We start from the raw sequence: 24330 nt of genomic DNA on the forward strand, positions 1-24330 counted from the left end.
AAAATAACATGAACAATGACCTGATTGCCCGAGCACAACAACAACTCGCCCCTATTAGCCGCCAAGCAGCGACAGAAGGTATTGTGTTACTCAAAAATGAGGACGCAACTTTACCCTTACGCGCTAATGAAACGATTTCACTTTTTGGCCGTTGTCAGATTGATACCTACCGTAGTGGGACCGGATCGGGTGGGGCAGTGAACGTGCCTTACTCTGTCAGTGCGCTGCAGGGATTGTCGGAGCACAATGCGATTCGCTTAAACCAAGAGTTGGTCGAGGTGTATCAAAACTGGATTGAGCGCCACCCATTTGATGATGGCGGCGGTGGCTGGGCGGCGGAGCCTTGGTTCCAACAAGAGATGCCGGTCACTCAGGAATTGGCCCAACAAGCGGCGCAAAAGTCAGACAAAGCGATTGTGTTTATCGGTCGCACGGCGGGTGAAGATCAAGACAACGCCGATACCGCAGGTAGCTATCGACTCACAGAAACCGAGTTCGAGATGCTCAACCAAGTAAGCGAACACTTTAAGTCGGTGGTTGTGGTGATGAATGTCACCAATATCATCGACATGTCTTGGCTCAATAGCTTAGCGTACAAAGAGAGTATCAAAGCGGTGCTATACAGCTGGGCGGCGGGAATGGAGGGTGGCCATGCCTTGGCAGACATTCTCGCAGGGACTCACGCGCCAAGCGGTCGCCTCACCGATACTATCGCTTACCGCCTTGAAGATTACCCGTCATCAGCAAACTTTGGTCGCAAAGACATCAATCTGTACGCAGAAGACATCTACGTTGGCTACCGATATTTTGAAACCTTTGCCCCCCAAGCAGTACAGTTTCCCTTTGGTCACGGGTTAAGTTATACCGACTTTTCGCGAGAGCTTGTGGACTTCACTATCTCTGGACAGGAGCGTGACACTGTGCTGGTGTTCAAGGTGAAAGTGACTAACCTGGGTGACACCTATGCGGGTAAAGAAGTGGTGCAGCTCTACCTTGCGGCTCCACAAGGTGAGCTAGGTAAACCTGCCCGTGTGTTAGTCGGTTTTGATAAGACGCAGCGTCTACACCCCGGTGAGTCGCAAGTGGTGACAATAGAAGTCAGCGCTGAACGCCTCGCTTCATTTGACGACAGTGGTGCTACCGGTTTCAAAAATTGCTATGTGATTGAACACGGTGAGTACCAGTTCTATCTAGGTCAGAGTGTTCGCGATGCACAACCGATGGGTGCGACTTGGAACGTAGCGCGAACCTTGGTAATTGATCAGTTAACTGAAGCAGGAGCACCAGTGCGCGCATTTGAGCGCATCAAACCTGTGGTAGCGCAAAATCAGTTCGCTATTGGCTACGAGCCTGTTCCGCTACGCAGTGTCGATATGGTACAGAGAATTCAAGCAGCGATGCCACCAACGCTGGAGCTAACAGGCGATCAAGGCATCAAACTGCAGCACGTCAAACAGCACAAAGCCACGTTGGAGCAGTTTGTCGCTCAGCTCAATCCGGCTCAGTTAGCCACCCTAGTTCGCGGTGAGGGGATGTGTAGCCCCAAGGTGACGCCCGGAACGGCAGCAGCGTTTGGTGGCGTCAGTGATGAGTTGTTCGAGTTTGGCATTCCGGTAGTTGCTGCTGCTGATGGGCCATCAGGGATTCGCATGGACAGCGGACACAGAGCGACCCAAGTGCCGATCGGCACCTTACTCGGTTGCACGTGGAACCGCGCTTTAAACCACAAGTTATTTTACTTGGTAGGCCAAGAGCTCAAAGCCTATCAAATTGATACGTTGCTCGGGCCTGGGATCAATATTCATCGTCATCCGTTAAATGGGCGTAATTTTGAATATTTCTCTGAAGATCCTTTGATGGCAGGCACTATGGCCGCTGCGCAAACCTCAGGTTTAAAAGAGGCAGGAGTGAGCGGGACCATCAAGCACTATGCGGCCAATGACCAAGAAACCGCTCGTGTCGATGTCGACAGTGTCATGTCGCAACGCGCACTTCGCGAAGTGCATATTAAGGCCTTTGAGATGGCGGTTAAAGAGGGCGGTGCCACTACCATCATGACCGCGTATAACCCAGTGAATGGACATTGGGCGGCGTCCAACTTCGACCTTAACACGACGCTTTTGCGCCAAGAGTGGGGGTATCAAGGGATTGTGATGACCGATTGGTGGGCCAAGATGAACAATCCCATCTTGGCAGGAAAAGAGGCCAAAACCTTCACCTCATTTATGATTCGTTCGCAAAACGACTTGTATATGGTAGTGGAAAACGATGGCGCGAAAGCCAATGCGATGGGTGACGATACGCTTGAGGCGTTAGAAAAAGGCACACTTGAACTCGGTGAGTTGCAGCGCTGCGCAATGAACATTTGTCGTTTTATCCTCGATACACCTGCAATGGCGCGTCCACTGGTCGCCTATGATCCTGTTAAGTTTTTTGCGGCTCAAACGGAGAATAAAACCGATGCCTTGGCAATCACAGAGCCACTGCAAATCGAGAGTAAGACCAATACACGAGTGACGTTTAGAGTGGATCAAGCGGGTATTTATCAATGCTTTGCTGATGTGAGCTATGAGCGTGATTCTTTGGCTCAGTCGGCGTGCAGTTTGTGGCTCAATGGTGAGTTTAGCCAAACTCTGCCGACCAATGGCACGGATGGCAAGATGGTGCGAGTGGAGGGTTTGAAAGTGCGATTAGAGCCGGGTATTTATCATCTTGCTGTCGACTTCGTCAAACCGGGATTACTGCTCAAACAGTTAGAGTGGATTCAAGACTAGAAAACAACCAGGCCCTTATCACAAGGGCCTGTTTACTTTCTCTTTGCCTGAGTGTTTACAACCACTGAGTGTAAATTAATCACTCGACCAAACATTTTTGATATCGGGCCATCCCCAGTTGGTTAACGCGACGTCTTTTAGTACGCCTTGAAAGCGCAATGTTTGACGGTGATGAAAGAGTGGTGACAACCAAAACTGGTTGATCAGAGCCGAGGCAATGGGCTCGAGCGCGTCTAAATAGTCACATAACTTGGTTTCGGCCCGCAACTGATTGAGTCGTTCGAGCAGCCATACTCTTGAATGTTCACCGATGCAGCGCTGGATAATAGGGTTGTGGTACAGGCTATTAAAGGCAGAGGCATGGCGGTTATCATCTAGGTTGATATTGGTGATGATCAGCGACTCTGCCAGTTGACCGGTCACTGAAAGATGGGTGAGTTGGCGATAGCTGTAACTGTTAATCGTCACGTCGACGCCTAAGTGTTCCAGCAAGTGCTTTACCGCTAGTGCACAGCCATGCAGTGAGCTGTAATCATAAATCGCAATATCAAGCTTGTTTGGGAGGGCGCTATGTGGCATTTCGGGGCGAGTGATTTTGTGCCAAATAGGCAGCAGGTTGCTGGCTAACTCACAACCGAACAGTTGGTCACTTTGCTCTAAATAGCGGTAAACGCTTTCAGGAGTGATAAAGGTAGAGAGAAAACGGCGCTGTGTATCATTTAATACCGTCTTGGCACATTGATTAAATAGGATAAACAAGCAGCCATCTTCGGTACGACTTTGCTTCACTTCAGGGTCAATGGTTTCGCTGACAGCATGAGACACATAGTAGTTCGGCTGTTGGCTTAAGCTCGCGCCTGGTTGATTGGTTTCAATTTGCTTATCACATAGCTCGCTTTCATCGAGGTGCCAAATGGTGACTTGATCCGTTAATGCCCGACAGGCGTAGTAGCGGTCAAACGCTTTGAGACACAGTTTGGTTTCGGAATGTTCCGTCACTTCAAAGGGGCCTGAGCCTATGACCATCATGGAAGTGGCTTGGTTGACTTGGTTTGGTGGCTGTATGGAGTATTTGACCCCTGAAATGAGTCCGCCAAACCCTTGGTCTGGTGAGTTGAGCTGAAACACTACTTTATTGGGGCTGGGCGAGTAGACGCGGGCTAAATGGTTGAGCTCACTTTGGTAGTCGTCTAATTGAGTCAACTGATTAAAAAGTTCGACAATGCACTGGGCTGTAATCGGACTATTGTCGTGAAACATCAAACTGGGACGCAGAAAGAAAGACCATTCGAGTGAGCTTTCATCATAGTGCCAATGATGAGCAAGTTGCGGCTCTAGCTCGCCGTCACTGCGACTAGAAACAAGACAGCAGTATACTTGGCGCAACAAGTAACGTTCACTTGACCGTTGCAGTTGATGAGGGACTAAGCGTTCAAACGCCCGCTTATAGGTCAGTTGGATATGCAGCAGGCCTTCTCTTAATGTTGCCCCTGAAGTGCTTTGTAGTAATCGCCCAAATGCCACTTGGTCATGGTCGAGCAGAGAGAGGGCTTTTTCATACTGTCCTTGCCTGATCCTTTCGCTTGCCAATTGACGTTTTAGTTCGTCAATGGGCTGGTGGAGTCGCAATGTCGAGCGTTGGTTACGGCCAGGTTTAGGTTGCCAGTTGAGCCAGCCTAGCTGTTGCATCTGATTCAATAAGTTGCGTGCATGACGAGGGCTGGTACAAAGAATGTTTGCCACCTCGGGTAGTGTGGTTTTGATATCGCTGCCCAGGTTAACATCGATCATTCGAGTGTAATAACGGAGTAAGTTGATGTCCGACATAAAACATTTCCATACTAAGAAGAGTCGACGCTAAATTGTTTCCTATTTTATCCGATAAATGGTGCTTTTAGGCTGCTTGAAGACAAATTTTGAATAAATAAGGAAGCTTTTTGGTGTAAGGCTAACTGTTTTTACATTCCGTGTTCAATGGCACACTGTGGACTGCTGACTTCGGTGAGCGGACGCAGCACCATTGAACTATGCTCCTGTCCCCCAACAACAGATCATTGGTGCTGCGTTTTTATGCCAAGGTCATGTTCTCGTCATTTACCCGATCCACCGACGCGACATTAGAGTAAAAACTTACTACTATGATGAACATTCTCTTATCGATGGGTGAGTGGTGATGATGGAAAAAGTGGTTGATTTAAATCGCTGGCATAAAGAGCATGTTAAGAATGAGCAAGAGCTCAAACAACTGTTTGATGAGGTAGGGACTCACTATCACAATGACCCTTACCCTAGCTATGAACAGCGACGTTCGTTACTGATTTCGTTAAAAACACAACTGCTCGAGCGCCGACAAGATTTTGTGTTGGCTTTACAGCAGGACTATGGATACCGCAGTGATTTCGATAGCTTGATCAGTGACATGCTACCTGCAATCAACCATCTCAACTACACGATAAAACACCTCAAGCGATGGTTGAAGCCCAGTCGCCGTAAAGCTGGATTGTTGCTGGCGCCTTCAAGCATTAAGGTGGAGTTTCAGCCGGTTGGTGTTGTTGGCGTGATTGTGCCTTGGAACTTTCCTATTTTTCTCAGCATTGGTCCGATTGTCACCGCTTTGGCGGCGGGAAATCGTGTGATGGTCAAGTTGAGTGAGTATACGCCTCATACCAACAAAGTGTTGTGCGAAGTTTGTGCATCGATTGCGGAACACGTGTTCCCTGTCGAAGGAGAAACAGAGATTGCCCAGTCTTTCTCCGCGTTACCATTCGATCACTTACTTTTTACTGGCTCAACTCAGGTAGGACGTTTAGTCGGTCAGGCGGCCGCGAAAAACCTAACACCCGTCACGCTGGAGCTAGGAGGAAAATCACCGGTAGTGATCGCAGAAGATGCGGATATCGAGCGAGCCGTTGATGCGGTATTGATGGGAAAATCCATCAACGCTGGGCAGATCTGTGTCGCGCCCGATTACGTTTTAGTACCACAAGGCAAAGAGCTCAAGTTCATCAATAGTTATCTTGACAAGTACCGCCAGCGCTTCGTGAAGCGAGGCAAGCTCGACACAGTGACGCAGATAATCAATTTGGCCCAATTTCAGCGTCTGCATAGTTACCTCAAAGATGCCAAGCAACAGGGCGCGACCCTGCACACTCTAGAGGACTTGGAGTTAACCGAGCGACAAATGGTGCCTCATTTGGTTACTGGTGTCACCGACAACATGTTGTTGATGCAAGAGGAGATCTTTGGACCGATCCTTCCTGTGATTGGTTATCGTCATCTCAATGAGGTGTTTTCAATCATTAATGCGCGTCCGCGTCCTTTGGCACTCTATCTGATGTCTGATGACAGCATGCTAAGGCAACGAGTGATTGCTGAAACTCACAGTGGCGGGGTTGTGATTAATGACACTTTACTGCACGTAGCCGCAGAAGATGCGCCATTTGGCGGAATCGGTGACTCTGGAATAGGCCATTACCACGGAGAAGAGGGGTTTCGTCGATTGTCACACGCAAAAACGGTGGTAACTACTCCTGCCTGGTTGCCACGTAGTCAGTGGTTGCTTCGCTATCCCAAGCTGTTGGTTGGGGTGTTATCTAAATTGTTTCTTCGATAAACACGTTGGCTCTCAAGTGATAGCGCTGATTTGGCTGGCATAGCTTGGTTGAGTGAGGCATTTAACGCCTTTTCGTTGCCGCATAATTTATCCTGTCGTGGGCGTTAGATCACCAAGTCCCGATTTGTTGTTTATACTGATAGAGAAGGTAACAGCCTGTTGCGAGGAACACGGATATGGAACTACGTAATGAACGCGGTGAGGTGACTCAAGTGGCCGACAACCTCACTATCAAAGAAGTGCTTGAAATGGGGTATTCGATTGAGCTCTGTGACACCGCCTATGACCCTAACGAACACTGGGTTGCAGACGCTGATAGCCAAGACCGAGGCGAATTTCCCGAAAGTTAGCCAATCAAGGATGCGCGCCCAATAAAAAATCCGAGCCAATAGCTCGGATTTTTTGATAAAACCGCAGTAGTACTTAGAAACCTTCGATGTTCTTCGCTTCTAGCTCTTTAAAGTACTTCACCGTCTTCACTTTAAGCTCTTGTTGAGCAGGCTCGTCACATACGATAACGGCTTTCGGGTGTAGTTGCAGTGCAGAAACCGTCCAAAGGTGGTTCACGCTGCCTTCGACGGCCGCTTCTAGCGCCAATGCTTTATTGTGGCCAGTAACAAGAATCATCACTTCTTCTGAGTCAAGCAATGTGCCTACCCCGATAGTAAGTGCGTACTTAGGCACTTGTTCAATATCGCCATCAAAGAAGCGAGAGTTCGCGATACGTGTGTCTTCAGTCAAAGTCTTAATACGAGTGCGTGAAGAGAGTGAAGAAGCTGGCTCGTTGAACGCGATATGACCATCGTTACCCACGCCGCCCATGAACAAGTTAATCTTACCGTAAGACTTGATCTTATCTTCGTAGCGCTGACACTCGATGTCGTTGTCTTCGGCATTACCATTAAGCAAGTTGATGTTTTCTTCTTGGATATCGATGTGATTGAAGAAGTTGTTGTACATAAACGAACGGTATGACTCTGGGTGATCAGCAGGAATGCCAATGTACTCATCCATGTTAAACGTGACAACGTGTTTAAAGCTCACTTCGCCAGCCTGATGCATTTCGATCAAGGCTTTGTATGTCGAAAGCGGTGTGCCACCGGTTGGCAAGCCTAATACAAAAGGACGCTCTGCGGTAGGTTTGAAGTCGTTGATGCGTTTTACAATGTGTGCTGCTGCCCACTTACCGACTTGTGCGGCTTTGTTTAATGGGATAAGTCTCATTTTCTGCCCCTAATATTGGAATTTATGATGCTCTGAAACATTAATTCGCATTATAAAATAAGTTGTTCGTTTGCGCTATTGTTTTCGGTCAACTTTTCCCTACTTAATGCCTATCGCGAGTGTATTGGGCAAAAATAGCGTCACTGTTGACTAAAATAGTAGTAGTCCATGGTTGAAAAATCGAAAAAATTTTGCCGAAAAAATAAGACATCGCCATTCATAGCAAGCATTTATTCTAGCTTGTGAACTGCATTACACAGCCTCAAGGTATAGCAGTATGTGGTCGGTTTGTTATGAGGTATGATGGGTAAGCTCAAATATTTGAGTAAGCGGCCGATATTTAGATTAGTAACAGAACGAAAAAGATTATCGAATGAATATTATTGGGATCGCGATTGGCGCGACCGGTTTATTGCTACTGTGCATGTTTATGTGGATGTTAGCACTCTCTCTGCGTAAGAAACGCATAGATCAAGAACGCAAGGAACGCGAAATCGCGTTTCGTAAAGCGTTAGAAAAAAATCGTCAACAAGAGCAAGAAGACCGCGTTCAGAAAGCAGAACAGGGCCATATACCGACCATTCTTTATTTAGCCAAAGAGGCGGAGAGAGCGAGGCTAAAAGAGGCACTATACTGGTATACCAAAGCCGCCAAGCTCGACAGTGTCACTGGCATGTACGGTGTGGTGCGTCTGAGTAATAAAATGAAGCAAGACTTGGTGCTTAAAGAGCAAGCGAAGTTTTGGCAAACGGCGATCGCTGCCCTCGAAGGCAGTTTACCCCAGATGTATGAGATGGCGTTGGCGCTGTTTAATGGTCGCGGCACTGAAGTGAATGTAACCAAAGCGATTGAGATCATGGAGTCGGCTGCTGAGCAAAGCTATGTTGATGCCATTATTTTTCTTGGCGATTGGTGGATTTCACCTAATAACTCAAACAAGAACCCCACCAAATCTAGCGAATATTATCACCATGCTGCGACTCTAAAGAGTAATGAAGGACGGATGAAGCTGGGCTTGAATTACATCAAAGGGGTTGGCGTCCCATTTGATTTTGAGCGAGGGTGTTACTGGATAGAGCGCGCAGCGGAAAAAGGTCACCTTGAAGCTATGTATAGGGCCGGTGAAACCTGGATGGAGCAGCGCCCGAACGGCAACGCGATTGCCTACATCTGGTTGTTTCTCGCCGCTCAACTTGGCTATGAACCGGCGCGAAATCTGCGAGATCAAGTAGCACTGAATATCGGGGTGGATACCGTGGTTGGTTTACAAAGCTTGGCTAAACCGATCATTAAGAAAATTCGTGAACGCAAAGTGAGTAAACACTCGATCATCAAAGCGCTTAACCGCCTCTATAAGCGGCAAATTCCTATTGATGAAAATAGCCGTGCTACCAGCGTCGAGTCGTTAAACTCAACCGCTGAAGTCGAAGAGGTGGCGACGGTGCCGCCTGCTGAAGTGATGGATGAGTTGCTTGAAGAAGCCGAAACGCAACCTGAGAGTGGACAAAGCGGTGAACGACTTGACTTTTCCCAGTCTCCGATTGATAAACACTAAACTAGAGTCAAAAAAAAGGCCTCGTCATCGACGAGGCCTTTTTTATCGACTTAGCACAGCTAAGCTACTTTACCTGTTTATGTTTCGCTTTACATACCGCAGCGGTAAAAACGACGTCAGTTGAGCTGTTTAGCGCCGTTTCTGCAGAGTCTTGCACGACACCAATAATAAAGCCGACCGCTACCACTTGCATTGCAATCTCATTAGGAATACCAAATAGACCACACGCGAGTGGAATTAATAGTAGCGAACCACCTGCAACCCCAGAAGCGCCACAAGCCGAAACCGCCGCAACAATGCTGAGTAGCAGAGCTGTCAGTAAATCCACTTCGATACCCATGGTGTGAACCGCGGCGAGTGTCAGAGTCGTAATCGTGATCGCGGCACCCGCCATATTGATGGTTGCGCCGAGTGGAATCGAAACTGAGTAGGTATCTTCATCAAGCTTTAGCTTTTCACACAATGCCATGTTGACCGGAATGTTAGCGGCACTTGAGCGAGTGAAAAAGGCGGTCACACCACTCTCGCGCAGACATTGCAGTACCAATGGGTATGGGTTTTCGCCAGTTTTGACATACACAATGATTGGGTTAACCACTAGAGCGATAAAGAGCATTGAGCTGAGTAGCACTACCAGCAGTTGAGCGTAACCAGCCAGTGCATCAAAGCCTGTCGTCGCCAGTGTGGAAGCCACAAGGCCAAAAATACCAAACGGCGCTAAGCGAATGATGAAACGGACGATTTGCGATACACCGTGGCTCAAATCTTCAAACACGGCTTTTGTCGTCCCTGACGCGTGGTGTAGCGCTAAACCTAACCCGACAGCCCAAGCAAGAATACCGATGTAGTTGGCACTCATGAGCGCGTTAACAGGGTTGTCGACCAGCTTAAACAGCAAGGTGTTGAGAACTTCTGCGATGCCTTGCGGGGGCGTTGCGCCTTCGGCACCAGAAACCAAAGTCAATGTGGTCGGGAATAGGAAGCTAAGTACTACTGCGGTCAGTGCGGCAGTAAAGGTACCGAAAAGGTAAAGAACCACAATTGGGCGCATATAGGTATGCTGGTTTTTTTTCTGGTTGGCGATAGACGCGGCCACCAAAATAAAGACTAAGATCGGTGCTACGGCTTTTAGCGCACCAACGAACAGGCTTCCAAGTAGTCCAACACTCTGGGCGTGATCTGGGGAGACAGTCGCTAGACCAACACCAAGAATGATGCCGGCTAGGATCTGCAAAACCAAATTACCGCGCGCAAAGCGTGCAATAAGTGAGTTGTGTTGCATAGTTATCCCTGCAATGAATAGTTTTATAGATTTATAGTGATATCAGTTATCGAGAACTGTGCTCGATATACTAGCGGCTTGAAATAATGTGTCTATATTTAATTGAAAATTAGCATGAATAATTAACTGGGATGATTTTATGTGAATTTTATGTTTTCAATCTGTAGTTGTTTGGTAAAAAAAAGGGGCTGACACCCCTTTTAAATCAGTCGTCATTGAGTTGTTTGAAACGACGACTTTCGTTTTGTACTTTCTTATAGTATTTGGTCTGTTTTTTGTACGACGCTCGCTGCTGAGCCAGGGTTGCACTATTGCGCTGCTGCTCTCGCAGTAGCTTGATGTAGTTGTTTAAACGCCGCGGATCGAGTTCGCCAGATTCAAGGGCGAGCTGAACTCGGCAGCCTGGTTCATTTTGGTGCTGACAGTCAGAAAAGCGACATTGCGTGGCGAGCGATTCGACATCAGCAAACGTCTCTGCGACGCCATCGGCGCAGTCAACTAATTGCAGCTCTCTCATTCCGGGAGTATCGATTAGCACTGCGCCACTAGGCATAAAGTGCATCGAGCGCCCGGTTGTGGTGTGCCGTCCTTTACTATCGTCAGCTCGGATATCGCCAGTTTGCTGAACGGACTTGCCAAGTAAGCGGTTAACCAAGGTTGATTTGCCGACACCCGAAGAGCCCATAAAGGCGACCGTTTTACCGGTCTGACACCAAGGCAGGAGACGTTGACATTGCTCACTGTCTAAGGCGTTGACGCATTCGATCATCAACATCGCGTCTAGTTGTTGAACTTGAGCACGTTTTTGCGCTTGATCTTGACAAAGATCGGCTTTAGTTAGCACCACCACGGGCTCAACTTGGGCTTCGTGGGCGATCGCGAGATAACGCTCAATGCGGCTAAGGTTAAAGTCGTCATTCAGTGAACAGACGATAAAAAGCGTTGATACATTGGCGGCAATCAATTGATCGTGCACTCGACTCCCCGCCGCTTTGCGATGAAACAGCGATTGGCGTTCTAGCAAGCGTAAAAACTGGTGCTCGCTATTGAGAACGACCCAATCACCAACGGTCATTGCTGGCAAGGCGTGATGAGCGGCTAAACTGATTTCGCCGTTTTCACTCAGTAACTTATAACCGCTACGATGGTGTTCAATGATACGTGCGAGCACAACGTCGTTAGTTAAGTCGTTAAGAGTCAGTTGTTGTTGAAGTAAATTATTCCAACCCAGTGTCGGTAGAGACATGGGTGTCGTTGCTGTGGTATTCATAGATGCCCCAAGCTTGCAGTAAACTGCAGATAACGTTTAGCTAGGGTCAAAGACCCCGGTTGAATTTACACCGGGCAAAAAGGAAGGATGAGATAGGAAGTGGTTGGTTAAATCTCGTCACTCTGCTCTGCCGGGTGGATACGTAATACAATCATCTTGTCCTCCTAAAAATTGATCTTGTTTCGTTGCAGATAGTAGCAAAGAAGGTGAGCGTTTGCCCACCTTCTTTGTCGATTAATTAGTGATGTTTCATCCCACTCATGACTTTTTTGATCGGGGCGCTGAAAGTTTGCTGTTCTCCGTCGGCAAAGGTTATTTGAACGTCAATCTGCTCGCCTTCTACAAATGGCTGCTGCAGTTCAAATAGCATAATGTGTAGGCTACCTGGCTTTAGTACCGCTTTACCTTTGGCAGGGACTTGGATGCGTTCTATCTGACGCATTTTCATCACATCGCCTTCTTTAATAACGTCGTGTAGCTCGACTTTCGCTGCTGCGGGTGTTGTCGCAGAAACGATATATCTGTCGTTGTCACCTCGGTTCATTATCTCTAGGAACACGGCACTGGTGGGAGCGTTAGGCGGTGTGGCACGAGCATAAGCGTGATGCGTCATAATGTCTGTTTTTGCATAGGCAAATGGGCTGAGCATGAGCGTCGTTAGCAATAGGGCTTTCAATTTCATTGTCACTATCCTTTTGAAGTCAGTGTGTTAAACGCTTCGACCAAGGGGGCGGGCGTTAACGTATGTGGCACTTTGGTGATTAATGTGCCATCTGGTTTGAGGAAATAAAAATAAGAGCTGTGGTCGAGTGTGTACTCTAACTGAGAGTTGTCGAGCTTAGTTTTTCTAAAAATCACTCCGTAGCGATGGGCGAGAGGTGTGGTGACATCAAGCGGCGCTGATAGACCTTCGATCATCGGATGAAAATATTGGGCGTATAGGTGCGAGTCGGCCGCTGCATCTCGCTCTGGGTCGAGAGAAATAAAAATCGGCCGGTACTGACGTTGGATTTCAGGGGCAATTTGATTGAGCGCGCCAGCTAACATGGCCAGTGACGTCGGGCAGACATCGGGACAGCGAGTAAAGCCAAAATAGACGACACGCATACGCTCATCGTTGGAGTCAAACAGCGCCACGGGTTTGCCTTCTTGGCCAAATAGCACGACTTCGTCGTTCTCGATTGAAGCGTTTTTTCCCGCCGAGTGATGAGATAGGTAACCATTGAGGCTAAGGCCTACGGCAAACGCGATCACCAGCACAATTGCCCATTTCTTGTTCATCGTTCCATCCTTATTAACGTCTTGACCGATTGGCTCCCATCAGACACTTCGCCATACCAGGTCATGGCGTCTGAAGTGCAAACAGGGAGAATAACTTGGCCCAAATAGAGACCCGGAGTGTGCTGTTCGAGTTTGAACACCACTCTGCCCATATCCATTTCGTAACCTTCTAATGTGAGTAATAAACTCTCGCTCTGAGCATCGGGCCATGTCACTGCCATTTGAGTTGGAACAAGTGGTTGGCTAGTGTCGCGATCTACCCGGATCAGAGTGGTGCCGGTTTGGCAGCCCTCGGTGGTAGCCAAGCAGTATTGGTCTAGCGACGGTTTGCTATTGGCGGTTTGGACCCAATCAATGACATCGTTGGCGAAAAAACCGGCGCCGAGAGCAATCGCAATCAGAGTCAGCTTTATAGAAGTAGGCACAGCGAGCTTTCCGAATTGAAAATTTGAACAATGCTAGCATAAGTCGAGCTAAATGACTGAACATGCGAAGAAAAATGTGCTCAGAATCAACAGATTTATTGTGCTTTTTTTAGGCCATAAATCGCATGGTCAAGAATTCGGTCGGCGATTTTTTCTTGGTTGGTCACAATGCCCTCAAGCACCATACCTGCGCGTTCAGCGACTTGCCGACTTGCTTGGTTGCCCACCGCTGCGGAGAGTTGGACTTTATCCATGTCGAGCTCGTTAAACGCGATGTCGATAAGGTGTTTAACCACTCGAGTCATGATGCCTTTGCCCTGATAGTACTGGCTTAGCCAATACCCGATCTCAACGCAGCGAGTGTCGTAATTGATACGGTTAAAACTGCAGTTTCCAACCAACTCATTGCGATAAAAAATGGCGCAAGTCATTGACTTACCATCGGCATAGTCATGTAACATCCGCTGGGCAAACAAGCGAAAGTCTTGTTCGCTCTGGCAATGTGGGGGCCATGCGAGCCATTGCGCCAAATACTCACTTTGTTCGCTGACAATTTGACTGTAATAAGGGGCGAATGACTCTTGTATTAGGGCGAGTTCTATATCTTGATCTAGGGTCCGTTTAAACATATTCCATTCCTTGCATGTCTCATTGGATGCAACGTAGCAAACTAATCTGGTGATGACTAGCATATTGATATGTAAGCGGTGTTAAATATCTAGCACGTAATTTGTGCGTTGCGTCGTATAAGTCACAGTTCTGTTAATAACCTTTCATAACTTATGGTTTATGTTTAGCACTTTAGTTTACTCTGTACGGCATAATAAATATCAATAATTAGAAAGCGTCAGAATGGTTTTTCCCAAGGAAGAAATTAGTGTCGATTTACGTCGTGTGCTGTTTGAAATTGCGTATGCGCTGGATGCTGTCGGCATTGATGAGGTGTATCACGGCCACCGTGTTGCTTACATCGCTTACCGTTGTGCTCAACAACTTAATTGGAGTGATGAGATAGCCCAGTTTGCCTACGCACTCGGACTGATCCACGACTGTGGTGTGTCTGAAGTCAAAGAACGCAACGATCTTTTGTCCCAGCTGGTTCCTCATAATACCAGCGTTCATTGCATTAAAGGGTATGAACTGCTCAGAGCGTGTCGCCCGCTCTCCTCGATGGCGACGCCGATTCTGTACCACCACACTTGGTGGCGAGATCTCGCTGAGTTAACCAGTGTCAGCAACGCAGACAAACAGTTAGCGAGTTTGATTTTTCTTGCAGATCGTCTGGATTATTTGCGTGCAAAGTCCGACCTAGACAGTTACGGCAATCTCTCTCAGCGAGGTATAGATGATATTGCCGCAGATTTGCAAGCTAATGAAGGCATCATGTTTGAAGCCACGCAAGTCGCGGCAATGCTAGAGTTGATCAAGTGCGATGATTTTTGGTTCTCGATGGAGCCACGTTACATTGAGGCTCTGACGGATAACTTTACGTATTTACCGTTTTTTTCGGTCAGAATTGGGCTCGATGAATCGATTGAAGTGGCGGAACTATTTGGCAAAATCGTCGACGCGAAGAGTTCATTTACCTATCAGCACTCGCTGCACGTGGCTCAGTTGACTGAGTTTTTGGGTACTCGACTCGGCTATTCGTCACATACCACTCGCATGCTATATCTAGCGGGCCTGATCCATGATATTGGCAAGCTAAACACGCCAAGTCGCATTTTGCATAAACCGGGCAAATTGACCGACGAAGAGTATACCTGTATTAAACGACACGCGACCGATTCGCGTTATGTACTGCAGAGTATGTTTGCCAACAGCAAGATCATCCATTGGGCAGCCAATCATCATGAACGATTAGATGGATCGGGATATCCGTTAGGTTTAGCGGCAAAAGATTTAGATGAGCCAAGTCGATTGATTGCCATTACGGATGTATTTCAAGCCTTGACACAATCAAGGCCTTATCGTGCAGGGTTGTCACTCGATAAAGCGATAACCATTATTGGTGAGCTAGTTGAACAAGGTCAGTTGGACGCTGAGTTGTTTGCTTGCCTAGTCGATAATGCATTGGAGTGCTACCGCATTTCAACTGGTCAAGCGAACATCGAACCACTGCTTGCTTGTAGCAGTGGTTAGGTTGTGGAGCGGGCCGTGTCGCTATTTTTAGTCCACACGGCTCGAATGATGAATGCGAAATTTGCGTGACATTTCACGGTAATGAAGATCAGATATCTACTATAGTATCGACACGTGTAATGAATCAGGAGGATAACGCTATGTTCAACGCCGCTACGCTAGACAGCCGTTTAGTGTTGTCGCCATGGTATAACATTGATTACACCCTGTCCCTTCTCAATAAAGAATTCTCCCATCGTTAATGCTTAAGACGCGCCGCGTCTCATTGGGTCTGTCGACCCGATAAAACCAATCCAAATCTCTATTGTTTGCGCCGTTTTCGATGCGCATGTTTACCTGTATTTGAAGGACATTAACGATGAAACGTATTCCAGAACCTTTCCGTATTAAAATGGTCGAGCCGATCAAAATGACCACGTACGACGACCGTGTTGTCGCCCTTGAAGAAGCGGGCCTTAACCCCTTTTTGCTGCGAAGTGATGATGTATATATCGACCTATTGACTGACTCTGGTACCGGAGCAATGAGCGATAACCAATGGGCGGGCATAATGATGGGGGATGAGTCTTACGCTGGCAGTCGCAATTACTACAATCTTTGCGCTGCTGTAGAGCACTTTTTCGGCTACAAGCTAACCGTGCCCGCGCATCAAGGCCGTGGAGCTGAGCAAATACTGTTCCCTGCATTGATAGAACGAATGAAAACCGTGCGCGGAGGAAAAGAGCCCGTTTTTATCTCAAACTATCACTTCGACACCACCGCAGGACATATTGAGTTAAATGGCGGCAAAGCGATTAATGTGGTCGACCAACACGCCTTTGATACCACTACGCCATATGACTGGAAAGGCAATTTTGACTTAGACAAGTTGCAATCCACGATTGACGCCTACGGGGCTGAGAACATTTGTGCCATCATTACTACGGTGACCTGTAATAGCTCTGGTGGACAACCCGTCTCGATGGCGAACATGCGTGCCGTGTATGAGATCGCGGTACAAAACGATATTCCGGTGGTGATAGACTCGGCGCGATACTGTGAAAACGCCTATTTCATTAAGCAGCGTGAAGCGGGATATCAAGATAAGTCGATTCTCGAGATCATCCGTGAAATGTATCAATACGGCGATATGTTGACAATGTCGGCGAAGAAAGATCCGATGGTGAATATTGGTGGCTTATGCTGTATACGAGACCACGAAGAACTGTTCCAGGCGGTGAGAACGCGCTGCGTACCGATGGAAGGGTTTGTTACGTATGGTGGAATGGCCGGACGTGACATGGAAGCTCTGGCAAGAGGTTTATACGAAGGGGCAGATGAAGACTTTCTTCACTATCGAATCAGTCAAGTAGAGTACTTAGGTGAGCGGCTACGTGAGGGAGGGATCCCAATTCAATACCCGACAGGTGGCCACGCAGTGTTTGTTGATGCGGCCAAAATCCTGCCTCATATCCCGCCACATGAGTTTCCTGCCCAAGTATTGTGTAATGCGCTATACCTTGAAGCTGGGATCCGCGCGGTTGAGATTGGCTCATTGCTGCTAGGTCGCGATCCTGAATCGGGGCAGCAAAAGCCTTCTGAGTTAGAACTGATGCGTTTGACCATCCCAAGGCGTGTATATACCAATGATCATATGGACTATATCGCCGACGCGATCATCGCTCTTAAACAGCGAGCTCATGAGCTAAAAGGGCTTACTTTTGAGTATGAGCCGCCGGTGCTTCGTCATTTCACGGCGCGTTTTAAGTCCAAGTAATTTCGATACTAATTGTGTTGAAACCGAAACACCTGCCGCACTTATAAAATGGTGCGGCAGTTTTGTGTGTTGTAAATAAAGGTGAAACCAGTTCCAAATACTGACTTATCACTCAAATGTCACGCTAAATTCTGCTGGTGGCTATTTTTCTAGATCTTGACTCAATATCGTACTTGTCATGTAACAAACTGATAACGTCGATATATTTCTCTGCAATCACTCGAATTTAGTTTTTATTTTTTTCATCAAAAATAAAGTCTCTTAAATACTGAAGAGGATGTTCTTCACTTTCGATTGAACAGACATAGCTCTGACGATTGGAGCAAACGTACAAGGAATGAGAGAAATAGTTATGAATCGTATTACTGTGTGTGCAGCGAGTATCGCTTTAGCGATATCAGGCACAGCGTTAGCCGCCCCTGCGGCGCCTAGCGTTGATGTATATGGCTCGAACAATCTTCAGTTTTCTAAGATTGAGTTGGCGATGGAAACCACGGCTGGCTACAACCAGATGGTTAAGTATCACCAACAAGCTGAGATAAGTATTAAGTTTAATCAGTGGAGTGGGACCACTGGCGACACCTATAAGATCTATTTTGACGGTGTCGAAGTGGCGACTGGACCGATAACAGGCAGTCAAACGACGGCTAATTTTCAGTACGGTCAGGGTGGTCGTTACCAAATGACCATTGAAGCGTGTGATAGCAGTGGCTGTAGTGTCAGTGCACCTGCGGAAATTGTTGTTGCCGACACCGATGGTGCTCATTTAGCCCCACTGGCGATGAACATTGATCCGAACAACAAATCATACAATACCGATCCGAACACGGTTGTGGGCACTTACTTTGTCGAGTGGGGGATTTATGGTCGCGATTATACGGTAGACAACCTACCTGCTGACAATCTGACGCATATTCTGTACGGTTTTATCCCTATTTGTGGCCCAAATGAATCGGTCAAATCTGTGGGAGGCAATAGCTACAATGCCTTAATGACGGCCTGTCAGGGTGTACCAGATTATGAAGTGGTGATTCATGACCCATGGGCGGCGTATCAAAAGAGCTTCCCACAGGCAGGGCATGAGTATAGCTCACCAATCAAAGGCAATTACGCGATGCTTATGGCATTGAAACAGCGTAATCCCGATTTGAAAATTATCCCATCGATCGGTGGTTGGACACTGTCTGATCCGTTTTTCGACTTTACCACTAAAGCCAATCGAGACACGTTTGTTGCCTCGGTGAAGCGATTCCTCACGACGTGGAAATTTTATGACGGCGTGGATATTGACTGGGAGTTCCCTGGTGGGGGCGGCGCTGCCGCAGACAAAGGCGATCCAATTAACGACGGCCCAGCATACGTTGCTTTGATGCGTGAGCTGCGTGCCATGCTGGACGAGCTCGAAGCTGATACAGGACGTACTTATGAACTGACGTCTGCTATTGGCGTCGGACACGATAAAATTGAAGACGTCGATTATGCCGATGCCGTTCAGTACATGGATTATATCTTTGCTATGACCTACGACTTCTACGGTGGTTGGAACAACGTACTGGGCCATCAAACTGCACTGTATTGCGGTAGCTTTATGCGCCCAGGACAATGTGACGGTACAGGGGTTGATGAAAATGGCGAACCGTACAAAGGGCCTGCGTATACCTCTGATAATGGTATTCAATTATTGTTAGCCCAAGGGGTTCCAGCGAACAAACTGGTGTTGGGTGCCGCAATGTATGGACGGGGTTGGGAAGGGGTCTTGCCAAGCACTTTGTCTGACCCAAGCGATCCTATGACAGGTGTCGGTAACGGCAAACTTAAGGGCTCTACAGCGCAGGGTGTTTGGGAAGATGGTGTGATTGACTACAAAGGTATTAAGTCATTTATGCTGGGTCCTGATCACGCGGGCATTAATGGTTTCCAATACGGCTACGATGAACAAGCACAAGCCCCTTGGGTATGGAATCCGACATCAGGTCAGTTGATCACGTTTGATGATGACCGCTCAGTTAAGGCTAAAGGCGCATACGTGCGTGATCTGGGCTTAGCGGGTCTATTCTCGTGGGAAATTGACGCTGACAATGGCGATATTTTGAATGCGATGCACGAGGGCCTTGCTGGGGGGACAGGAACGCCAGTAAATAAAGCGCCAGTTGCTAACGCCGGTGCCGATCAAATTGTCGTGGGACCTGCGTCGGTCAACTTGGATGCCAGTGGTTCAAAAGACAGTGATGGTACGATTACAAGCTATCAATGGACCCAGATCTCGGGTCAAGCGGTAAGCTTAGTCGGTGCCAACACGGCACAGGCGAGTTTTAGCGCTGAAGAGGTGACGGCGTCACAAAGCTTTAGCTTTAAGCTCACAGTCACCGATAATGATGGTGCAACGTCGTCAGATACCGTTGTCATTACGGTTAACCCTAAAGATCAACCACCGGTTAACCAAGCGCCCGTCGCGACAATCAGTGCTCCGAGTCAGGTGAATGCGGGTGATGTTGTCGTGGTTGACGCTTCAGGTTCAAGCGATGCTGACCAAGACACACTCACGTTTAGTTGGACGATTCCAGCAGGACTTGACGCGACTATTGATGGCGCGACCGTTAGTTTTGTTGCCGCTGACTATACCCAAGACACATCACTGGCTTTTAATGTCGTCGTAGGTGATGGCCAAGCAACAGCCTCAGCCGATGCCATAGTCGTGGTGACGAAAGCCTCTTCGGGTGGCGAACTGTGTGACAATCTATGGGACTCGTCGAGTGTTTATACCGGAGGTCAGCAAGTCTCTTGGGCTGACAAAGTCTGGGAAGCGAAGTGGTGGACTCAAGGTGACGATCCGAGTCAATCTGGTCCATGGGGAGTCTGGAAGGAAGTGGGCGCTGCTGACTGCGCGACCAACTAATCCCTCTTCATAAAAACAAAAGCCATCTTATGCAAGTAAGATGGCTTTCTTGTTTGAGCGCTGGATACTAATTTACAGCGCGTACCTTACCTTGTTTGAGGTTATTCAACACTTCCGATTTAGGTCCGTCGGCAATCACACAACCTTTCTCCATCACAATCACGCGGTCAACCACATCTAGCATTGATGTCTTATGGGTGATTAAGATTAAGGTTTCGGTTGATTTCAGCTGCGATAACTGCTGTTTGATGTGCATTTCTGAACGGTTATCCATCGCACTGGTGGGTTCATCGAGTAGCAGCACCGGTGGACGACCAAGCAGAGCACGTGCAATGGTCACCGCTTGGCGTTGACCGCCGGAAAGAAGCAAACCGCCTTCACCGACTTGACGCTCGAGACCCGCAGGATCTTGCTGAGTAAAGACGGTGACACCAGCGCGGTTGGCTGCATCAATCACATCACGATCATCTGCCAGTGGTCGACCCAAGGTAATGTTGTCGCGAATGGTGCCGTAAAACAGCTGGCTATCTTGCGGAACACAGCCGATATTACGTCTAATATCGATATGGTGTAGTTGATCGATATCGGTATCATCGATACGAACGTGGCCTTCGGTTGGCTTGTAGAGGCCCATAATCAAACGTTCAAGCGTTGTTTTCCCTGAGCCAATACGGCCGATAATCGCCACTTTCTCGCCAGGATTAATCGTGAGGCTCAAGTCACGAATCGAAGCGATAGGCGAGTCGGGGTAGTGGAAGGTGACTTTATCTAACTCAATTTTTCCGTGCACAATTGGACGATGAATGTAGCGTTTACCTTCCTCTTGCTCATCAGGCATCGACATCACTTGCTCGATAATGCTCATAGACGATTTGGCTTGATTGTAGCGAGTAGAGAGCAGTGATAGCTGGACCATAGGGCCAATAGCACGTCCACTTAACATGGTGGCCGCAATCAATCCCCCCATAGTCAACTCACCTTCAGCAATGAGGTAGACCCCGAGAATGATCATACCCACGTTAGAGGCTTGTTGAACAAAGCCAGCGGTGTTTTGAATCCCATCGGTAATCCGGCGGCTCTTAATGTTCCAGTTGGACATATGCGCGACCGCCTCTTCCCAACGGAACTGAAACTGGCTTTGTGCACCGAACAGTTTTACGGTTTCCAACCCGGCGAGACTTTCGATAAGGTTGGCGTATTTTTGCGAGGCTAAGCGAGAGCCTTCTTCAATGGTCTTACGTAGTGGTCCTTGAATAAGCAGTGAATAGATCACCAAAATCAGTACGCCAGCGATAGGCACCAAAACCAAGTTGCCGGCCATTAGCCAAATCAGTAGCAGAAACAAGACGGCAAACGGAAGATCAATCAGTGAACCAATCGTCGCCGAGGTAAAGAACTCACGAATCGACTCAAACTCCTGCAAGTGGCGCGCAAAAGCACCCACCGAGGCGGGGCGGGCTTCCATGCGAATGCCCATCACCTTACTAAACAGTTTGGACGAAATGAGAATGTCAGATTTTTTCCCAGCCACATCGATAAAGTAACTGCGCAGCAGCTTTAAGGTTAGGTCGAAAAGGAAGATGACGAAAATCCCACTCGCCAATACCCACAAGGTTTCAAAAGCGAGGTTGGGGACGACCTTATCGTACACCAAGCGGGTAAACATAGGGGCGGCGATGGCAAACAAGTTGATCAAAATTGAGGCAATAAGTACGTCTCGATAAATCTTCTTTGATTGCCAAATAGTGCTCCAGAACCAGTGGCCATCACGGGTTTTTAGGACTTCTGGAGACCGTTCGTCGTAGCGAAACTGTTTTTTAACCAAGAAGTAACGGCCAATATAGAGTTGGTTTAACTCCTCAATAGAGATTGAAATTGGCACTAAACCGGACTCGCCGGTGACGATCTCTGCCTCGGTCTTGTCAGCGTTGATACTATTGAGAACACAGGCATCGCCACTTTTTAAAATCAGTACAACTGGAAGAACCAGTTGTGAAATTTCATTCAATGTCGCGCGGTTTTCTTTGGCGACAAGTCCCGCTCGTTCGGCTGAACGAGGGAACAGAAAAGGGGTGAGTTTGCCATCGGACAATGGCAAACCGTTGATCAATGCCTCTGGAGAGTTGGCTAATCCATAGTATCGACTGACGTAGATAAGAGAATTTAATAGCGGATCCTGCATGCTATACCTTTTAGTGATTATTTATCTACGATGAAGCCTTGGAAGACTTCAATAAAGTGTTCAGCAAGGAAATCAAGCTGAGTCTGAGTTTCAACTCGCGATGCGATAGTCTTAATGCCCAAGTTGTGCGCAGTTCTCGAAATAGAAGTCAGGGTGAACTTTTGCTTTTCATCATCTAAATGATGAGTGTAGAGATAGTCGAGCTTGACATACGCAGGGCGGAACTCGTTGATATAGTCGAGTGATTGGAAGTTGCGCCCGTAATTATCGACACCAAAGTCTGCGCCAGCGTTGCGCACCGCATTACAAAACAGGGCGGTGTGGTGCGGTGAGTTGATAAAGCAGTTTTCGGGGATCTCAAAGTGTAGCAGTGAGGCAACTTGAGCATGTTTGCTGAGAAGTTGCGTTACCCAGCGAATAAAGCTGGGCTGAGAAATACTGCTTTGGGCGATGTTGATCGCCACAGGCTGCTCAAACTCACCCGCTTCAAGGCGTTTCACGATGGCTTCAATAACGTATTCGTCAAACAGATGGCTGGCGTTGAGCTGTTCTAGGGCAAACAGATATTGGTTGGCACTGTAGCGCTCGCCGTCTTGCTCAATCGCAGAAAACACTTCTCGATGATACGTTTTTCCCCAACTGTCGTTGGCTGCTTGAAAACGAAAGGTGAACCAATCGTTGTTGATGGCTTCTTCCACTAAGTGTTTCCACTGCTGTTTACCCATTAGGCTATCTGAGTGTTCACCAGTCACAAAGCCGTAGTTCAATTCAGGGTTAGATTTTGCTGTCGCTAGGGCGTTGTCTAGCATGGTCAACAACTCAGTAGAGCTGGTGGAGGCTTTATTATACACCACACCCAACGAGACATCTGACGAAGCCATTCCCGTTGGGTCTGCGTTAATATCTTGCACGTAGGTCATGATGCTTTCGGCTACCAACTTGAGTTCTGAATCATCAACGTTGGGTAGAATGAAACCAAACTCTTCAGTCGAAATACGTGCCAATGTTACGTTTGGAGAAGAGAGTGATACTTTAAGATGGTCGGCCAGCTCTCGAACCATACCATCACCCGCTTCATAACCCTTATCGTCGTACAACTCGCGGATAAAGCTGGCTTCAAGAATTGCCACGCCACCGATGCCACCCTCGCCCAGCCAAGAGTTCAGCTGACTCATGTAGTAGGCACGGTTACCCAGTTGAGACACTGGGTCAATGTAAGCACGTTCTCGTAATTGTTGGGCTTCTTTGGCTTGTGCTTTAAACGATTTCTCCAGTTGGGCTGACATACTGTTGATACCATCGACCACATAAATGAGATCTTGTGTCGCTGGCCGTGGTAGTGGATCGCCGAACTGGTTGCGCGCCACTTGCTCCATCTTGTTGACGATTAATTGCAGCGGACGAAGTGCGCGTCTGAGAATGAAAGAAATGGCAAACAAACCAATGAGTAGGATGATACAGAATGCGATAACCAATCGTTCAAAAGCGAGCCATAGCTGGGTGTAGGCGTCCCCAGTATGACTGACGATTTCAACTTCCGCGAGTTGCATCCAACCGCTGGTCACCACGCGTCGATCGTGAATACGTTCAAACAAGTTAAGGTCGGTAAACCACTTGGGCACGTCGCTAGGTTTGACTGGGTACGAGCGGATGATTTCATCCCCGGTGTCCAAGAAGATCAGTCGAACAATGGAGTAACTACTGCCATCAAACAGGGCATTAATTACGGACTCAACGGCGACCTGATCTTTGTCTTCCAAATAGGGGGCGAGAGCCAAACCCACGGTGTTTATGGTGTTGTTGACCTCGGATTGCTGTTGTTGAATGAGGTTATTCCTGGTGGTATTGAATTCAATAATGAACACTGAAATCAACAACAACATAATAACCGCAATCATGCCCGCAACAAGTTGTTTATATAACGTCATAT

17 protein-coding genes are annotated in these 24330 nt (G+C 47.9%); 7 read left to right on the top strand and 10 right to left on the bottom strand.

Annotation, left to right across the window (positions count from 1 at the left end):
- Positions 1–8 precede the first annotated feature (8 nt).
- Positions 9–2774, top strand: a complete 2766-nt coding sequence (locus FCU94_RS18075) for a glycoside hydrolase family 3 protein (RefSeq protein WP_176289857.1) — start codon at positions 9–11, stop codon at positions 2772–2774.
- A 75-nt stretch (positions 2775–2849) separates the two neighbouring features.
- Here the strand turns inward: FCU94_RS18075 and FCU94_RS18080 are convergent, their stop codons facing one another.
- Complete coding sequence (locus FCU94_RS18080; RefSeq protein WP_176289858.1) at positions 2850–4601, bottom strand: SgrR family transcriptional regulator; 1752 nt, start codon at positions 4599–4601, stop codon at positions 2850–2852.
- 349 nt (positions 4602–4950) lie between these two features.
- Here FCU94_RS18080 and FCU94_RS18085 point away from each other — a divergent pair, with 349 nt between their 5' ends.
- On the top strand, positions 4951–6387 hold the full coding sequence (locus tag FCU94_RS18085; RefSeq protein ID WP_176290088.1) for a coniferyl aldehyde dehydrogenase: 1437 nt from the start codon (positions 4951–4953) through the stop codon (positions 6385–6387).
- Between the two features lie 176 nt (positions 6388–6563).
- The gene (locus tag FCU94_RS18090; RefSeq protein WP_176289859.1) at positions 6564–6737 is read left to right on the top strand and encodes a hypothetical protein; all 174 of its coding nucleotides are present in this window, start codon (positions 6564–6566) and stop codon (positions 6735–6737) included.
- 73 nt (positions 6738–6810) lie between these two features.
- Here the strand turns inward: FCU94_RS18090 and nagB are convergent, their stop codons facing one another.
- The gene (gene nagB, locus FCU94_RS18095; RefSeq protein WP_176289860.1) at positions 6811–7611 is read right to left on the bottom strand and encodes a glucosamine-6-phosphate deaminase; all 801 of its coding nucleotides are present in this window, start codon (positions 7609–7611) and stop codon (positions 6811–6813) included.
- Between the two features lie 373 nt (positions 7612–7984).
- Between nagB and FCU94_RS18100 the strand changes: the two genes are divergently transcribed.
- Positions 7985–9166: a tetratricopeptide repeat protein gene (locus FCU94_RS18100; RefSeq protein ID WP_176289861.1), complete on the top strand. Its 1182-nt coding sequence runs from the start codon at positions 7985–7987 to the stop codon at positions 9164–9166.
- A gap of 64 nt (positions 9167–9230) precedes the next feature.
- On the opposite strand, the gene sstT is transcribed toward FCU94_RS18100, so the two are convergent.
- The 6 genes from sstT to FCU94_RS18130 all read right to left on the bottom strand — a co-directional run bounded on the left by sstT (position 9231) and on the right by FCU94_RS18130 (position 14053).
- A complete protein-coding gene (sstT, locus tag FCU94_RS18105; RefSeq protein WP_176289862.1) occupies positions 9231–10448 on the bottom strand; it encodes a serine/threonine transporter SstT in 1218 nt (405 codons plus the stop codon).
- Positions 10449–10653: 205 nt separating this feature from the next.
- Entirely contained in the window at positions 10654–11718 is a 1065-nt protein-coding gene (gene rsgA, locus FCU94_RS18110; RefSeq protein ID WP_176289863.1) for a ribosome small subunit-dependent GTPase A, read from the bottom strand.
- Positions 11719–11956: 238 nt separating this feature from the next.
- Complete coding sequence (locus tag FCU94_RS18115) at positions 11957–12400, bottom strand: copper chaperone PCu(A)C (protein ID WP_176289864.1); 444 nt, start codon at positions 12398–12400, stop codon at positions 11957–11959.
- Between the two features lie 5 nt (positions 12401–12405).
- Positions 12406–12999, bottom strand: a complete 594-nt coding sequence (locus FCU94_RS18120; protein WP_176289865.1) for an SCO family protein — start codon at positions 12997–12999, stop codon at positions 12406–12408.
- Positions 12996–13424 carry a hypothetical protein gene (locus FCU94_RS18125; protein WP_176289866.1) on the bottom strand — a complete coding sequence of 143 codons (429 nt, stop codon included), beginning with the start codon at positions 13422–13424 and terminating at the stop codon, positions 12996–12998. Before FCU94_RS18125 ends, FCU94_RS18120 begins: the two co-directional genes overlap by 4 nt.
- Positions 13425–13519: 95 nt before the next feature.
- Positions 13520–14053, bottom strand: a complete 534-nt coding sequence (locus FCU94_RS18130) for a GNAT family N-acetyltransferase (RefSeq protein ID WP_176289867.1) — start codon at positions 14051–14053, stop codon at positions 13520–13522.
- 223 nt (positions 14054–14276) lie between these two features.
- Here FCU94_RS18130 and FCU94_RS18135 point away from each other — a divergent pair, with 223 nt between their 5' ends.
- The 3 genes from FCU94_RS18135 to FCU94_RS18145 all read left to right on the top strand — a co-directional run bounded on the left by FCU94_RS18135 (position 14277) and on the right by FCU94_RS18145 (position 20218).
- A complete protein-coding gene (locus tag FCU94_RS18135) occupies positions 14277–15566 on the top strand; it encodes an HD-GYP domain-containing protein (RefSeq protein ID WP_176289868.1) in 1290 nt (429 codons plus the stop codon).
- Between the two features lie 358 nt (positions 15567–15924).
- On the top strand, positions 15925–17322 hold the full coding sequence (locus FCU94_RS18140; RefSeq protein ID WP_176289869.1) for a tryptophanase: 1398 nt from the start codon (positions 15925–15927) through the stop codon (positions 17320–17322).
- Positions 17323–17674: 352 nt separating this feature from the next.
- Positions 17675–20218 carry a glycosyl hydrolase family 18 protein gene (locus tag FCU94_RS18145; protein ID WP_176289870.1) on the top strand — a complete coding sequence of 848 codons (2544 nt, stop codon included), beginning with the start codon at positions 17675–17677 and terminating at the stop codon, positions 20216–20218.
- A 67-nt stretch (positions 20219–20285) separates the two neighbouring features.
- Here the strand turns inward: FCU94_RS18145 and FCU94_RS18150 are convergent, their stop codons facing one another.
- A complete protein-coding gene (locus tag FCU94_RS18150) occupies positions 20286–22400 on the bottom strand; it encodes a type I secretion system permease/ATPase (RefSeq protein WP_176289871.1) in 2115 nt (704 codons plus the stop codon).
- Between the two features lie 17 nt (positions 22401–22417).
- Positions 22418–24328, bottom strand: a complete 1911-nt coding sequence (locus FCU94_RS18155) for a bifunctional diguanylate cyclase/phosphodiesterase (RefSeq protein ID WP_176289872.1) — start codon at positions 24326–24328, stop codon at positions 22418–22420.
- Between the last annotated feature and the right edge of the window lie 2 nt (positions 24329–24330).

It is taken from the genome of Vibrio sp. JPW-9-11-11 (assembly GCF_013369335.1).
Classification (GTDB): domain Bacteria; phylum Pseudomonadota; class Gammaproteobacteria; order Enterobacterales; family Vibrionaceae; genus Vibrio.